Source organism: Pseudomonas sp. RL_5y_Pfl2_73 (assembly GCF_963970515.1).
In the GTDB taxonomy this organism is placed as follows: Bacteria; Pseudomonadota; Gammaproteobacteria; order Pseudomonadales; family Pseudomonadaceae; genus Aquipseudomonas.
The window spans coordinates 16,995-32,771 of record NZ_CAXAPD010000026.1; the positions used below are offsets into that span (position 1 = coordinate 16,995).

Annotated in this window: 11 protein-coding genes; all 11 read left to right on the plus strand. The window is 60.8% G+C overall.

Annotated elements, in window-relative coordinates:
• Positions 1–83 precede the first annotated feature (83 nt).
• The 11 genes from AACY42_RS22195 (at position 84) to bcsC (ending at position 15,760) form a co-directional block, all read left to right on the plus strand.
• Positions 84–1,172, plus strand: a complete 1,089-nt coding sequence (locus AACY42_RS22195) for a GlxA family transcriptional regulator (RefSeq protein ID WP_339482323.1) — start codon at positions 84–86, stop codon at positions 1,170–1,172.
• A gap of 21 nt (positions 1,173–1,193) precedes the next feature.
• The gene (locus tag AACY42_RS22200; RefSeq protein ID WP_339482324.1) at positions 1,194–1,397 is read left to right on the plus strand and encodes a hypothetical protein; all 204 of its coding nucleotides are present in this window, start codon (positions 1,194–1,196) and stop codon (positions 1,395–1,397) included.
• Between the two features lie 624 nt (positions 1,398–2,021).
• Complete coding sequence (locus AACY42_RS22205; protein WP_339482325.1) at positions 2,022–3,563, plus strand: BcsE family c-di-GMP-binding protein; 1,542 nt, start codon at positions 2,022–2,024, stop codon at positions 3,561–3,563.
• The gene (gene bcsF / locus AACY42_RS22210) at positions 3,560–3,751 is read left to right on the plus strand and encodes a cellulose biosynthesis protein BcsF (RefSeq protein ID WP_339482326.1); all 192 of its coding nucleotides are present in this window, start codon (positions 3,560–3,562) and stop codon (positions 3,749–3,751) included. Before AACY42_RS22205 ends, bcsF begins: the two co-directional genes overlap by 4 nt.
• On the plus strand, positions 3,738–5,366 hold the full coding sequence (gene bcsG / locus AACY42_RS22215) for a cellulose biosynthesis protein BcsG (protein ID WP_339482327.1): 1,629 nt from the start codon (positions 3,738–3,740) through the stop codon (positions 5,364–5,366). The genes bcsF and bcsG overlap by 14 nt, the downstream gene beginning before the upstream one ends.
• Entirely contained in the window at positions 5,336–5,578 is a 243-nt protein-coding gene (bcsR, locus tag AACY42_RS22220; RefSeq protein ID WP_339482328.1) for a cellulose biosynthesis protein BcsR, read from the plus strand. The genes bcsG and bcsR overlap by 31 nt, the downstream gene beginning before the upstream one ends.
• Positions 5,575–6,297, plus strand: coding sequence for a cellulose biosynthesis protein BcsQ (gene bcsQ, locus AACY42_RS22225; protein WP_339482330.1), 723 nt, complete (start codon positions 5,575–5,577; stop codon positions 6,295–6,297). The genes bcsR and bcsQ overlap by 4 nt, the downstream gene beginning before the upstream one ends.
• Positions 6,294–8,888 (plus strand): UDP-forming cellulose synthase catalytic subunit, encoded by a 2,595-nt coding sequence (bcsA, locus tag AACY42_RS22230; RefSeq protein WP_339482331.1) that lies wholly within the window; start codon positions 6,294–6,296, stop codon positions 8,886–8,888. The genes bcsQ and bcsA overlap by 4 nt, the downstream gene beginning before the upstream one ends.
• On the plus strand, positions 8,885–11,176 hold the full coding sequence (gene bcsB, locus AACY42_RS22235) for a cellulose biosynthesis cyclic di-GMP-binding regulatory protein BcsB (protein WP_339482333.1): 2,292 nt from the start codon (positions 8,885–8,887) through the stop codon (positions 11,174–11,176). Before bcsA ends, bcsB begins: the two co-directional genes overlap by 4 nt.
• 4 nt (positions 11,177–11,180) lie before the next feature.
• Positions 11,181–12,296, plus strand: coding sequence for a cellulose synthase complex periplasmic endoglucanase BcsZ (gene bcsZ / locus AACY42_RS22240; protein WP_339482334.1), 1,116 nt, complete (start codon positions 11,181–11,183; stop codon positions 12,294–12,296).
• Complete coding sequence (gene bcsC / locus AACY42_RS22245) at positions 12,284–15,760, plus strand: cellulose synthase complex outer membrane protein BcsC (protein WP_339482335.1); 3,477 nt, start codon at positions 12,284–12,286, stop codon at positions 15,758–15,760. The genes bcsZ and bcsC overlap by 13 nt, the downstream gene beginning before the upstream one ends.
• Positions 15,761–15,777: the final 17 nt, after the last annotated feature.

Here is a 15,777-nt window from a genome sequence, read left to right on the forward strand (position 1 = left end):
CGTTTTTATTGTGGTAGCAGAACGTTTCGCATAGGCCCATCGTAGTGGGACCGGCGGTCTAACTTGTTGGATGCTTTGCACGAATGATTGAATATTTGCGACATTCTGGCGACACAGAGAATGTGACACCCCCGGAAAGCCTCGTGGACGGGCTCGATCATGGGCAGGCGCGTCATCCACCCATGCGCCGCGGCACCGCCGAGTTGTCCATTGGCATCATGTTGTGGCCACGCTTCCCCTTGCTGTCGCTGTCAGGGCTGACCGATGCGTTGCGGCATGCCGCCGATACGGGTGATCAAAGCCGCCCCATCCGCTGCCAATGGAAAGTACTCGGCACACCCGGGCAAAGAGTCATTTCCAGTAGCGGACTGGACGTACCGATCGACAGCGAACTCGCTGACCCGGAGCGTTTCGACTACATCGTGGTGATTGGTGGATTGCTCGATTCCATCGAGGCGGTGCCGAAAACCTATCCCGCGTTCCTCCACCAGGCCGCGGCCGCACAGGTGCCATTGATCGGCCTGTGCACCGGCAGCTTCGTGCTCGCGCGACATGGCCTGATGGAGGGGCGAACGGCGTGCGTCCACGCCTACCATGGCGACGACTGGAAGCAGCGGTTTCCCACGTTGCGCTTTGTCATCAACAGAGACTTTCTGATCGACCGGGACCGGATTACCTGCGCGGGCGGGGTTTCAGTTATCGATCTGGCGCTTCATCTGATCGGCCTGCATTGCGGGCCGGATCGTGCGGGCAAAGTTGTGCATCAGATGACGGTGGCAAAGAACACGTCCAACAGTTTCGTCGACCGACGCAAGGCGCTCGGGTACGCCAGCTCATCCAATCGCCGGCTGCACGAAGCCGTGATGTTGATGGAAAAACACATGGCCCACCCCTTGGATATCGAGGCCATTGCGCATCTGGTCGGCACCAGTAAACGGCAATTGGAACGCCTGTTTGTCGCTGAAACCAACAACAGCCCAGCCCAGTTCTACCGCCAGGTCCGACTCCGGTTTGGCAGATGGCTGCTGGTGAGTTCCGATCGCCAGATCGGCGAGATCGCCTTTGAATGTGGCTTCGCGGATGCGCCGCATTTTATTCGGCACTTTCAGAGCATGTTTGGCATGTCGCCAGGGAAGTTACGCAAGGCCCTGATGCAACAAGATGGGAAATAACGCGGCAAGTAGTCGGTGTAGGTGTATTTGAAAGAAGATCCGAGCAGTGAATTTTTCCAGGTATCCGATGAGAGACGGGCGATATCGGGGCGTGGATTCGACACCGACGTCGACCTCGCCTTGGCGACCCGGGAACAAAAAGACCGCGGCGGCAGTGAACAGCGTGAACAGCGCCAGCAATTGCGACAAGGTGTTGAACCCGGCGGTATAGGCCCAATTCATTAAGAATGTACCGAACCAGTCGCCGTTCATTTGCTTCGGAGGAGCCCCGGTAAGCGGTTTGTTTACTCGTTGGTGTGATTGATGAGTGGATCCGGCGGCGGCTCTGCCCGGCAATGAGATCCCCCCTTACCTGTTGGGTGTCAGCGGCCGGCGGCCGACCCACCTTGAACCCTGCAGCGTACAGCGGAGCATTCCCCAAGCGGTATAAATCAGCGTGTTGAAATTAGGCCGCCTCGCGATCGCCAATAAAATGGCGAAATCCTCAGCTCAACCGTTTTTGCACAATATTTGAGCAAATTAGTTACAATTTATTGACACTGCCAGTCCAACGTCATCACAATTGCGCGCCATCACCGAGGCATAAGAGAGTCTGCCAATGGTGATCGGCGGAGAATGCGGTATTTCGTCTTCTTCCAGCCGCTCGATACTGCTTTGAAAGCTCGCTTGCTGAACATCATGGGGGCTACTTGGCAGTGCAACACCCTACTCATGCTGACTAAGTCTGACACTGAGCCCGGCTCGGAGCGCTTGTGCTAGTCGTCAGAAACGTGACGCATTTGAAAAACTGTAACGCCAGGGAAGGTGCTGATCGCGCCGCATCCGATTTAAAGGAAAAGGGAGTTTCATTTGAGTCAGGTCACCTTAGACATCCGCCATCTGCGCGATGAGCAGATATTGTTACGTGACGGCGGGCTCTATTGGGTGGCAGTGGATCAGGCGAGCGACTCTGCCGCGCTGGCGGTCCAGTGCCTGGCAGCGATGCCGGCCCATGCGCAAGGGATGTTAGTGTGCTGCGGACATTCAAGTCAGGACCTGGCCCAGGGACTGGCGGCAGATACCGGTCCTGGTCAGCTGAAGCTGTTTGACATCAACAAAGACGACATTGGTCTGACCCTCAAATCGCTGGTCGGCGAGCTGACCCGTGCTGCTCCGGTTGCCGGCACTACCATTGTGTTGATGCTGCCGGGGAGCGCATGGCAGGGCGACGTCGCGCCGCAGCTGCGGCATTGCTGTCTGTCCCTGAGGCAATGGCTGGGCGCACGCCAATGCTCTCTGTTGGTGATCAGCCATGGCCAGACACCTCAACTGCATGACTGTTTGTTGCGGCTCAACGATACGATCTCCGGGCTCGCTCAGCTCTATCGCCGTGATGGTGGTATTCGCTATCAATTGCACTACTGGCACAGCGAACTGGGCGTGTGCAGCGGGCAGGAGTTCGAGCTCGAGTTGCTGGTGGACGGGTTTGCGCTGTCGGTCAATGAACAGGCCAATGTGCAAGTGCCCCATACCGACGACCAGCGGATCTACCTGACCCAGCGTTCTGTGCTTGAAGGCTCGCCGCCGTTGTCGGATCAGTGGAGGCTGTTCGAGAGCCGCGAGGACTTGCTTCAGCAAGCCAGTCACGCTCGTGCTGCCAGTATCATCGTGGCCATCGACAGCAACCTGCACGTCGAAGCGTTGGCTCGTCAGATTCACGCCCTGCGCGAGCGCTGCGGTATCGCACTGAAGATCATCATACGCGAGATGGAACCCTGCCTGCGTTATCGGGACGAGCGTTTGCTGGTGTCCTGCGGTGCCAACATCACCGTGCCCTATGGGACGACGCTGGCGCACTTCTTCAGCATCATCGACAGAGCCCAGGGCCAGACCTGGCGCCGGAGCCGCACCACCAACTTCCAGTCCCTATTCGAACGTCTGCGGCCGCCCCCCGAGCGCGGTCTGTTAACGCCCCAGGAATTCATCGCCATGGTGGAGCGTGTCTATAACGGCGCCTCTGGAGAAATCAGCCACCAACTGCTCAAGCTGATGCCGCGCGGTGGCCTGGAAATCGAGCAGTACTCGAGTCAAATCGGCTTGCGTCGTTTTGGTGACGTCGCCTGCGTGGTCAACGGTGCCTTTTATCTGTTCCTGTTTGGCTGTCGCGCGGACGGACTGGAACCCGCATTGGGGAATATCTGTCGGCTCGCCTGGCGCGATCTTTTCAGCAGTTTCCAGATTCTCCAAGGTGTTGAAGCGTTGCCGCGCGAGGACTTCCTCGCGGCGCCCTTGCTGCCTCTCACGTTCGCTCTGGCAGAAGAACACACGGTCGGTAGCTCCACCGAAGCGGCCGGCCGTGTTGCCTATTCGCCTCAACGCACCACACTGCCCATTACGGACCCTTGTTCATGAGTTATTCCGAGCTGATCCAGGTAATTGGCCTCAGTAGCCTGCTGACCCTGGCACTGATCGTGGTACTGATTAGATTCGGTCGCCATTTTCTATCTGTGGTGCAGGGTTTCTTGCCCCCGCGTTACCTGAAATCCCGTGGTGTGCGTCGTCGTGCCCCAGCCCAGAGCGAGCCCAATGAGCCAGTTTGAAGTCATTAACCCGGCGTCAGTGCGCGTCTGGCCGGGCCTGGGCCCCTGGAATCTGTATTTCATCCTCAAGTTCGTATTGCTGTGGGCGGGTTACCTGAACTTGCAGGTATTGCCCAACCTGGTGTTCGCGGCGGCGTTGCTGCTGCCGTTGCCGCATCGTTATCTGCGTATCCTGCGCACAGCCATCGCGATCCCCGTGGGTGTTGCGCTGTTTTACCAGGACACCTGGCTGCCGCCCTTCAGCCGCCTGCTGAACCAGCCAGGCGTGCTGGATTTCAGCGGTGCATACATGGTCGAACTGATGGGTCGTTTCATTGACTGGAACCTGTGTGCGCTGCTGGCTGTGTTGGTGGTGGTCTACGCCTTCGTCCGGCACTGGCTGCGCCTGACCACTCTGAGTGTGCTGGGTTTAGCCTGGCTGGCCAGCGCGAATGTGCTAGCCCTGCGCCCCAGCGACGAGCCGGTCGCGGCGGCGGCCAGTGGCGCTCCCATTGCAGCGGTGAGCACGGCCCCCCCAGACAGCGCGACACTGGAAGCCTACCTGCAGAAGTTCTATAGCACCGAGGCTGGACGGCAGGTGGAGTTCAAGCCTTCGACCTCTGCAGCGCAGCCTTTCGACCTGTTGCTGATCAATATCTGCTCCATGGCCTGGGATGATCTGGAAACCGTGGGCCTGCGCGACAACACGCTGTTCCAGCAGATGGACGTTATTTTCGACAACTTCAACTCGGCCACTTCCTACAGCGGCCCGGCGGCGATCCGCCTGTTGCGCGCCAGTTGTGGACAGGTTCCGCACAAGCAGCTCTATGGCACCGCGCCGCAACAGTGCATGTTGATGGACGACCTGAGCAAGCTGGGCTTTTCCAGCGAAGTGATGCTCAACCACACTGGGCAGTTCGAAGGCTTCCTTGATGAAGTCCGCGCCCAAGGGTCATTGCCGGGGCCCGCGATCAGTACCAGCAAATTACCGCGTGCCTTGGTGGGTTTCGACGGTTCACCGATCCTGCGCGATGCTCAGGTACTGGACGCCTGGTGGAAGCACCGCGAAGCAGAAAAGAACGATCGCGTGGCGCTGTTCTACAACACCACCACACTGCATGACGGCAACCGTGTGCTGACCGCTGATGGCGGCACCAGGAGCAGCGATTACAAACCGCTTGCCCAAGGGCTGATCGATGACCTCAGTGGCTTTCTCAAACAACTGGAACTCAGTGGCCGTCGGGTAGTGGTGGTGATCGTGCCGGAGCATGGTGCGGCGCTGCATGGCGACCGTATGCAGATCGCCGGCATGCGCGAGATTCCGAGCCAGTCCATTACCCACGTGCCGGTCGGCATCAAGTTGGTGGGCATGGGGCATAACCCCGGTTCTGCCCCCCGGCACATCACCGATCCGAGCAGTTTCCTGGCCCTGTCGGAGATCATCAGCCGCTTGTATAGCGCCCAACCCCAGGCGGATGGCCAGGGTCCAAACTGGTCGGCTCTGCTGAGCAATCTGCCGCAGACAGCGGCAGTCTCCGAAAACGCTGGCACGGTGGTCGTTGACTACGCCGGGAAACCCTACATACGAATCAAGGAGAAAGCAGCATGGCTGCCTTACCCACAGCGCTTCAAGTGAAGGCCAGGGTGCAGTCGCGTGCGGATCGTGCCGATGACATCGCCCGCCTGAAACTGGCACTTGAGCTGCCCGAACTGGACTACGTGGACACCTCCGCACAGATCGAATTGCAAAAGGCCCTGCATCGCTGGCCGCTGCTGGCAGAGATGGACCGCCTGCAGCCGGCGGTCCTGCCGATGATACGTGAGCCCGAACTGGAGATGCTGTCGTGACCGCACTTAGCCTGCGTGGTCTACGCGGCGGTGTCGGCACCAGCTCGCTGCTGGCGGCCACAGGCTATGCACTGCATAGCCTGGGCGAGCGCGTGCTGCTGGTCGACATGTGCCCGGAAAACCTGCTTCGCCTGCACTTCAGTGTCAGCTTCGGCGAGCGCGGTGGCTGGGCGCGCGCCATGATCGAAGGTAAGGGTTGGAACACCGAGGCCTGGACCGTGGAACCGGGATTGAGTGTATTGCCTTACGGCCGCCTGAAACGGGACGAGCAGGACCACATCGAGCAGCGCCTGCTAAACGAGCCGAATCTATGGCGCCGCCGACAGGCCGCCCTTGCCGAACACTTTGACTGGATCCTGTTCGATGTGCCCTTGCGACTGTCCGGTCATGCTTGTGTCGGACCCTGTGCGTTGCGCCTGCAGATTGTCGAGGCGGATGCTGCCTGTCACGTGCTGTTGCAGCAGGAGGAAGCCCCTCGCGAGCATCTGCTGATCAACCGCTTCGACCCGGTCAGCCAATTGCAGCGCGACCTGCTGCTGATCTGGCGCAAACAATATGGTGCCCGCCTGCTGCCTCTCAACGTGCATCAGGATGAAGCGATGCGCGAAGCCCAGGCGTTCAAGATGCCGGTGGGGGCATATGCCGAGGCCAGTCTGGTTGCCCAGGATGTGCTGAGCCTGGCCACCTGGTGCCTGACCCAACGCATGGGGACGGCATGATCGCTCGCATTTTCCCTTACGCTCACCTGCGTCGGCGCTATGACTGTGCTCCGCCAATTGCGTTGCTGCTGGCGACAATGAACGCCCTGGCATGGCTGTTGTTGCGTCTGGAGTCACCGAACTGGCGCGCAGTGCTCGATCAGCCAAAGCGCTGGTATCCACAACTGAACGACAAGGCTCCGAGCCTGGGCGATCCGTTGCGCTATGCGGTACAAAGCCTCTGGCTACTGCTGGTTCGCCCGGCCAGGCCGCGGGGGTGGACGCTGTCGACCCCAGCCTGGCTCAAACGTGTCGGCGCGCTGTACCTGCGGCAGTGGACGCGCATTGGCAAGGTGCTGGAAGCGTTGCCCCTGCGCACCGAGTCCAGCCAGCCAATTCGTCAGAGCAGCCATTGGTGGAAAGGCCTGGACCGTCACAGCCAACGATTGGTCAATGCGGCCATCGGTGTCGTCGCCTTCATTTTTATGTTGCTGTGCATCACCGAGCCTTTCGGCTACGTCTCCCAGTTGGTATTCGTCTTGCTGCTGTGGAGCTTGGCCATGCTGGTGCGGCGGGTTCCGGGCCGCTTTGCGACGTTGTTGATGGTGGTCCTGTCGACCATCGTCTCGTGCCGTTACCTGTGGTGGCGCTACACCTCGACCCTGAACTGGAACCAGCCCCTGGACCTGATGTGCGGGATGATCCTGCTGGTGGCCGAAACTTATTCCTGGGTAGTGCTGATCCTGGGGTACATCCAGACGTGCTGGCCCTTGGGCCGAAAACCGGCGCCGCTGCCGCGCGACACGCGCCTGTGGCCGAGCGTCGACCTGTTGATCCCGACCTACAACGAAGACCTGTCGATCGTGCGAGGTACGGTGTACGCGGCCATGGGCATCGACTGGCCGGCCGACAAGCTGAACATCTACATTCTCGATGACGGCAGACGCGAGAGTTTCCGCCAGTTCGCCGCCGAAGTAGGGGTGGGCTACATCACTCGCAGCGACAATCGTCATGCCAAGGCCGGTAATCTCAACCACGCGCTGAAGCAACTGAACGGCGAACTGGTCGCCATTTTCGACTGTGACCACGTACCTGTGCGCTCTTTCCTGCAGATGACCACCGGGGGCTTTTTGCGTGATCCGAAACTCGCGCTGGTGCAGACCCCGCACCATTTCCTGTCACCGGACCCCTTCGAGCGAAACCTCAATGTATTCCGCGAGCACCCCAACGAGGGCGAGTTGTTCTACGGGTTGATTCAGGACGGCAACGACATGTGGAACGCGGCGTTTTTCTGCGGCTCATGCGCGGTGCTGCGGCGCACCGCGCTGGATGCGATTGGCGGCTTTGCCGTCGAGACGGTTACCGAAGACGCCCACACGGCGCTACGCCTACACCGCAACGGCTGGAACTCGGCCTATATCAAATTGCCGCAAGCGGCTGGCCTGGCGACCGAAAGCCTGTCAGCGCATATCGGCCAGCGCATTCGCTGGGCCCGTGGCATGGCGCAGATCTTCCGCACCGACAACCCCTTGCTCGGAAAAGGCCTGACCCTCTTCCAGCGCATCTGTTACGCCAACGCGATGATGCACTTTTTGGCCGGCCTGCCGCGCTTGGTGTTTCTGATGGCGCCGCTGGCGTTTTTGTTCCTGCATGCCTACATCATCTACGCCCCGGCGCTGATGATCCTGCTGTACGTGCTACCACACATGATCCACGCAAGCATCACCAACTCGCGGCTGCAGGGCGCCTATCGTCGGACTTTCTGGGGGGAGGTGTACGAGACCGTCCTGGCTTGGTACATCGCGCGCCCTACCACCGTGGCACTGTTTAACCCCAGCAAAGGCAAGTTCAATGTCACCGCCAAGGGCGGCCTGATGGAGCAGAACCAGTTTGACTGGAAAATCGCCCAGCCGTACCTGCTACTGGCGTTGCTGAACATTACCGGCCTGGGTTTTGCCGTCTGGCGTCTGATCTGCGGCCCCCGCGAGGAGATTGTCACCGTTGTGGTGAGTATTCTCTGGGTGATCTACAACCTGCTGATCATCGGGGGCGCCATGGCGGTCGCCGCTGAAGTTCGCCAGGTTCGCCACACCCACCGGGTATACGTCAAGTTGCCCGCGGCAGTGCGCCTTGAGAATGGTCACTGTTATCCAGGCATGTTGCAGGACTATTCCGACGGTGGCGCAGGCATCCAGCTCGACACCCCACAGTCGCTGGCGGTGGGTGGGAGCATCTCGCTGATGATGCAGCGCGGCACCCGTGAATTCCTGTTCCCGGGCTATATCAGCCGCAGCCACAAGCACTTCATCGGTATCAGCTTCACCGGCCTCAATGCACAACAGAAAGTCGACTTTGTGCAGTGCACGTTTGCCCGCGCCGACGCGTGGCTCAACTGGGGCGAGAAATTCACCCCGGATCGCCCGCTGCACAGTTTTGTGGACATTCTCAAACTTGGCGGTACCGGTTACTACCGCCTCTACGAATACCTGCCTGCCTGGATCCGCCGCATCGCCGGCCCGCCGTTGCGAATATTGCGCTGGCTGGCCAGTTTTCTGCCGCGCATGCCGGCCGTTGCCCCATCTCTCAACTCTCGATCAGTGAGCGCACCATGAGCCGCTACTTCAGCAAAACCCTTTTTGCCAGTCTGGCGCTCCTGACCACCGTTTGTGCCCAGGCCGCCACCGCACTAGCGCCGGCCGCGCCGGTCGCGCCAGCCGCGGTCAGCAACGTACCGAGCTGGAACACCGCGTACAGCTTCGAACAGCTGGGCCGTCCCGCCGACAGCCTATTGCTGGGCATCCACAATAGCGACCAGATCGAGTTCAGCCTGCGTCGTGATCGTATTGCCAGTGACGCGAAACTGCAGCTGGAGTACACGCCGTCGCCTTCGCTGCAGCCACAGATCTCGCATTTACGTGTGTATCTCAACGACGTGCTAATGAGCGTTGTACCGATCGAAAAGGAGCAATTGGGTAAGAGGGTCACCCAATCGGTAGCCCTGGACCCGCGACTGATTTCGGACTTCAACCGCGTACGCCTGGAGTTCGTCGGCCACTACACCGATATCTGCGAAGATCCGGCCAACAGCACGCTATGGCTGAACGTTGGGCGCAGCAGCCAGATCCAATTGCAGGAGCAGGCACTCGCACTCAAGAACGACCTGGCCTATTTCCCGATGCCTTTCTTCGACACTCGGGGCCAGGACAAGCCGGTCCTGAACATGGTCTTGGCCGATGCGCCGACCTTGGGCGAGCAGCGTGCAGCCGGTATCCTGGTGTCCTATTTCGGCAGTCTGGCCGCCTGGCGTGGTGCGCAGTTCCCCGTTCTGTTCGACCAGCTGCCGCCCGCTGATGAACACCATCGCGCCAAGTCGGCCATTGTCTTTGCCACCAACGATCATCGTCCGTCCTTCCTCGCTGACACAGACAAGTTCCCGGCCGTGGATGCACCCGTTGTACAGATGATCGACAACCCGCAGGATCCCTACAGTAAAGTCTTGCTGGTATTGGGTCGCAATGACGATGACCTGGCTGTAGCTGCCCGCGCCCTGGCCTTGGGCGCAGGCGCGTTCCGGGGCTCGAGCGTGACTGTCAACAAGGTCGAGCAGCTCAAGCCTCGGGTGCCTTATGACGCGCCGAACTGGATGCGCACGGACCGCTCGGTACGTTTCGCCGAGTTGATCAAGTACCCCGAGCAGCTTCAGGCCAACGGGCTGCAGCCACGTCCCATCACGGTGGACGTGAATCTGCCGCCTGACCTGTTCCTCTGGCGTAACCAAGGGATTGCGCTGCAAACCAAGTTCCGTTACACGCCACCGTCGGTCAACGACGAATCGCGCTTGACCATCAGCCTGAACAACCAGTTCATCACCAGCCTGGCGCTGCAAAGCAAGACCGACAGCCGTCTGGAGGCGCTGCGCCTGGCGGTGCTGTCCAACGAGTCGGCTAACCACAGCGACAAGTTGCTGGTGCCAGCGCTGAAGATTGGCGACCGTAACACCCTGCGTTTCGACTTCAACTTCGCCAGCACCTTTGGCAGTGCCCAGCGCGACCGTTGCCAGACTTCACTGCCGGTGAACAACCAGGCCGTGATTGATGAAGAGTCGACCATCGACCTGTCCGGTTACTATCACTACATCGCCATGCCCGACCTGCGCGCCCTTGCCCGAAGCGGTTTTCCATACAGCCGTATGGCTGACCTGTCGCAAACCCTGGTGATGGTGCCGCCCCACATCAGTGCCGTGCAACTGAGTACGGTGTTCGAGACCATCGCCGCAATCTCTGCGCGCTCAGGCCTGCCCGCGTTTGGCCTGCGGCTGTCGGACAACTGGGACGACGCCAAGGCGGATGTCGATCTGCTGGTGTTCGGCGCCATGGCGCCGGGCGTGGGCGATGGCGCCGATGCCAATCTGGTGCTGAACAAGACGCGTGCCTGGCTACTCAAACCGTCCCACGAGCAGAGCGGCAAGTCGACCCGCGCCGGTCAGTTCAGCGATGAACGCGACCTGGCTGCCAACCGCGTCGAAGTCAGCGCCCAGGCACCGATCGCCGCCATCGTTGGCTTGCAGTCGCCGTATCACCCACAGCGCAGCATCGTGGCCTTGCTGGCGAGCGATGACGCCGATTACCAACTGCTGCGCGACACCCTGGGCGACGTGGGAAAAATGGACGCTGTTACCGGTTCTGTGGCGCTGATCCGCAGCAGTGGCGTAGAGAGCAGTTGGGTGGGCCAGCAGTACTTCGTCGGCCACCTTCCGTGGTGGCTGCTGCTCTGGTACCAATTGTCCGAGCACCCGATCCTGCTGGCGGTCATGGCCACCATCAGTGCGCTGCTGACGGCATTCCTACTGTGGCGCGCACTCCGTTGGGCTGCCCGTCGTCGCCTGGCCGGTCAGGAGTAGTCGGGTGAAAGCTTTTTTCGCGTCAGCCTTGGCCGCGTTGATCGTAGCGCCTAGCTTTGCCGGTGCTGCCGAATGCGCTTGGCCGGCCTGGCAGAATTTTCGTCAGGCGATGCTCAGCTCGGACGGACGGGTCATTGACCACTCCTCGGAGCAGTTGATCTCCACGTCTGAAGGACAGAGCTACGGGCTGTTTTTCGCCCTGCTGGGCAATGACCGCGATAGCTTCGCCAAAGTGCTGCGCTGGACTCAGGACAATTTGGCCGGCGGAGACCTTAACCGGCAGCTTCCGGCATGGCAGTGGGGCCGCGACAACGCTGGCCGCTGGCAGGTACTCGATAGCAATAACGCCACCGATGCCGACTTGTGGATCGCCTATAGCCTGCTGGAAGCCGGGCGTCTGTGGCATCAACCGGATTACCTGGCCTTGGGCCGCAGCTTGCTCTGGCGCAGTGCGGCACAAAGCCTGCGCAAGCTACCAGGCCTGGGCCTGATGCTGTTGCCCGGCGACTCCGGATTCGAAAACGCCGAGGGTTGGCGTCTGAATGCCAGCTATCTGCCGCCGCAATTGCTGGCACGCTTCGCCCTGGAAGCACCGATCTGGGCGGAGCTGGCCAGCAACACCGAGCGTCTGCTGATCGAAAGCTCACCCAAGGGCCTGGCACCCGACTGGCAACGGTGGAAACCCGGGCAGGGTTGGGCCGTGGACACTCAGAAAGGCAGCGTTGGTAGCTATGACGCCATTCGTGTCTACCTCTGGCTGGGCATGCTGGACAAGGATACCCCCGGGCGCACCAGGTTGATCGAACACTTCAAACCCATGCTGGACCTGACTGTGCGGCGGGGCCACGTTCCGGAAAAAGTCGACACACTCACCGGTCTTGACAATGGCGCCGGCCCGGTTGGTTTCAGTGCCGCATTGCTGCCCTTGCTGGCTGCCAGCCCGGACAGCGTGGCTGCCCTCAAGACCCAACGCCAACGCCTGCAACAACAGCCGCCCTTGGCAGATGCCTATTACAACCAATCACTGACGCTGTTCGGGCAGGGCTGGGACCAACAACGTTATCGCTTCGATAAGAACGGACGCCTCGTGCCAAACTGGATTGCCCCATGCAAAAAATGACCGGTTTCGGGCTGCTGCTGAGCAGCGTTTATGGGGTCGCCCTGGGCCAGCCTCTCAGCCCGCCCGACCAGCAGCAATGGCTGCTGGAGCAGGTCCGCATTGGTGAGGCTCTGTACCGCGAAGACCTGGTGCATGACTCGCTGGCTCGTCTGGAGCTGATCGCCCCGAACAATCCGCAGGTGAAAGTTCTCGAAGTCCGCCAGGCACTGCTGCAAAAAAATCAACCGGAAGCCGAACGCCTGGTCGCTCAACTGCGCCAACAGGCACCAGGCACGGCGGCCCTGCGTCAGGCCGAGAGCTTGTTGAAAATGCACGGTGCCGACGGTCAAAAGGCTCTGCAGGAGGCGCGCCTGCTGGCCGTCGCCGGCCGCTCTGAAGACGCAATCAAGGCATATCGACAGTTGTTCGGCGATGATATGCCGGACTTTGCCACGGCGCTGGAATATCTGAATGTGCGTAGCGGCATCAAGGCCGAGCGCCCTGTCGTGATAGAGCAACTGCGCGAACTGGACCGGCAGTACCCCGGCAATGCCTCGCTGCGCCAGACCTTGGTCGGCCTGCTGTTTGCCGAAAAGCGTGATCCTGAGGCGCTGGACGTCCTGCATCAATTGGCTGGCGATCCGAACGCCAGCAACAACGCTGCCGAGCGCGAATACAACTATTGGCTCGAACAACCGGTAGGGCCCGAAACCGCGCAGGGCTGGCGAGTGTTTCTGAAGCACTATCCCAATACCAGCTTGCGCCCCGACGCGACTAAACAGCTGCAAAAGCAGGAGCAATACCTGACTGATCCGGCCTGGCAGGCCGGAGTCAAAGGCAAGGCATTGCTTGAGGCCGGCAACAACGTCGGCGCTGAAGCCCGTTTGCGGCGGGCGATCAAGCGTTACCCGCAAGACTCCAGCCTGCTGGGTTCACTGGGTGTTTCGCTGATGCGCCAGAACAGGCACGAAGCGGCATACCACGCTTTCGTCAAAGCCTCGTCCATCGAGCAAGACACCTTCTGGATGACCAAATGGCAGGATCTCAAGGCTGCCAACTATCAGTGGATGCTGCTGCAAAAGGGTGATGAAGCCCTTGAGCGAAAGGATTATCGCGTTGCAAAAAAATGGTACCGGCAGGCGAACCGAGCCAAGCCAAACGACCCTGCGCCGCTGATCGGCTTGTCCTACGTTGCCCAGGGCGAAGCCGATGACATCACCGCAGAAGCCTTGCTGGTGCGTGCGCGCAAGCTCGATCCGAGCAATGCAAGCACGGTGCGTGCGATGGTCCGCCTGTACCAGTCGCAATCACCGGAAAAGGCCGAGCACTACCTCGACAGCCTGACGCCCAAAGAACAGCAAGAGTTCCAAAGCGTGCGTCGGGAACTGACGCTGGATCGCCTCAATGCGCAGGCCGATGGCGCTACCCGGCGCAGCGATTGGGCGCAGGTGACGGTAGCCTTGAGCAAGGCTCGCGTGCTGGACCCGGACAATCCCTGGTTGGTGTACCGCTTGGCCAATGCCCAACGCGAACTTGGTCTCCATGCCGAGGCCGATCAAAGCTTCCACGGGCTGTTACAACGTCGGGGCCAGAACGCCGACGCGCGCTATGCCCACGGCCTGTTTCTGGCCAATGCCGAGCGTGACGGCGATGCCATGGGCACTCTGCAACAGATCCCCCGTGCCGCCTGGAACGACAACATGAACGCGCTGTGGGCTCGTCTGCAGCGTCGCCAGTTGCTCGCGAAGGCCCGAGCGCTACGCGACGGCGGCCATGAGGCCCAGGCCGAAGCGCTGCTGATGCGCGCGCCGACCACTGACGACCAACTGACCCTGGCCGACTGGGCTCAGCAGCGTGGCGACCTGGTACAGGCCGAAAGCCGCTATCGCAAGGTGCTGACCAGCGTGCCGAACAATGCCGAGGCCCAACTCGGCCTGAGCGAAGTGCTGATCGCCAGCGGTCAACCGAACGCCGCCAAGGTCAGTCTTATGGCCGTGTCGGCGCCGGTACCGGCGGATGTGTCGTTTCAGCGCCGGCTGGCCAATGCCTGGGCGTCGCTGGGCGACAAGACGCGTGCGAACGCGCTGTTCGCGCAGTTGCTCAAGACCCCGCAAAGTGATCCGTTGGTCTATCGGGATGCGGCGCGTCTGCTGTCCCGAGAAGAGCCGCAGCGGGCTCTGGATGACTATGCGCGCAGCATGGGCGCGGCAAGGATGATCGAACCGCCACAGGCCCAACCGCGCGACAACCGCGCCATGACCTTGGCCAGCCGTGCCAGCGACAGCGATGACTGGTTGAAGCGCAGCATCCGCAGCGACGTCGACGAGCTGTACCAAAAACAGAATCCGACGGTGAACCTATACCACGACCTCGCCTGGCGCACCGACAACAGTTCCTCGGGGGTCTCGGACCTGACCACCCAAACCACCATCCTGCGCATCGACGCGCCAGTGGCGCAAGGGCAGGGTTTTGTCCAGGCTGAAGACATAAATCTGGATGTCAGCAATTTTTCCAGCAGCGACCGGTTCGGCTTGTGCGCGGTGGTGGCGAATGGCTGTACCAGCGCTTCGCAGAGCGTGCGCGGCACCCAGCTGGGCATGGGCTGGCACGATGATCGATGGGCCTTCGACCTTGGTCATACGCCACAAGAGTTCACCGTATCGAACTGGGTGGGCGGTGTCACCTACAGCGGCGACTGGAGCAGCCTGGACTACCGCCTCACGGCATCGCGGCGCCCCCTGACCAATTCACTGGTGTCGTATGCCGGTGCGGTCGATCCGGTCACCGGAACCCAGTGGGGCGGCGTTACCGCCAACGGCTTCACCTTGGGCCTGAGCCATGACCGAGGCGCCAAGGATGGCGTGTGGGCAAGCCTGAGCAGTCATTGGTTAGTGGGGCAGAACGTTGAGAACAACCAACGGCGCACAGCCATGGGCGGTTACTACTATCGCCTGATGGAACGTGCCGACGAACGTCTGCGCACTGGCCTGACCCTGATGTACATGGGTTTCGACAAGGACTTGAGCGAAGATACACTCGGCCAGGGCGGCTACTACAGCCCACAGCAGTACTACTCGGTCAGCGTGCCGGTGAACTACGCCTGGCGTAACGCCGACTGGTCGGCCCTGCTCGAAAGCTCAGTGGGTTGGTCGTTCGCGCAAATCGACGGCTCTGATTTCTACCCCAAAGACAATCGCGAAGCTGATCTGCAGAGCCTGCTGGCGCAATCGAACAAGACGCTGGTGGACAACCCGTCCCTGACCAAGAGTGGCAGTAGCAGCAACGGCTACAATTTACGTGTCCAGGGCCTCGTGGAACGTCGCCTTTCCGATAACCTGGTCCTGGGCGCCGGCATCACCTGGCAGCACAGCGAAGGCTACGCCCCGAGCCGGGCCTTGCTTTACTTGCGCTACACATTTGACCCTTGGCAAGGCAACCTGCCGCTACCGGTGGAGCCGATCTCGCCTTATGCGGATATGCGCTAGAGCGCCACAGCAGCGGC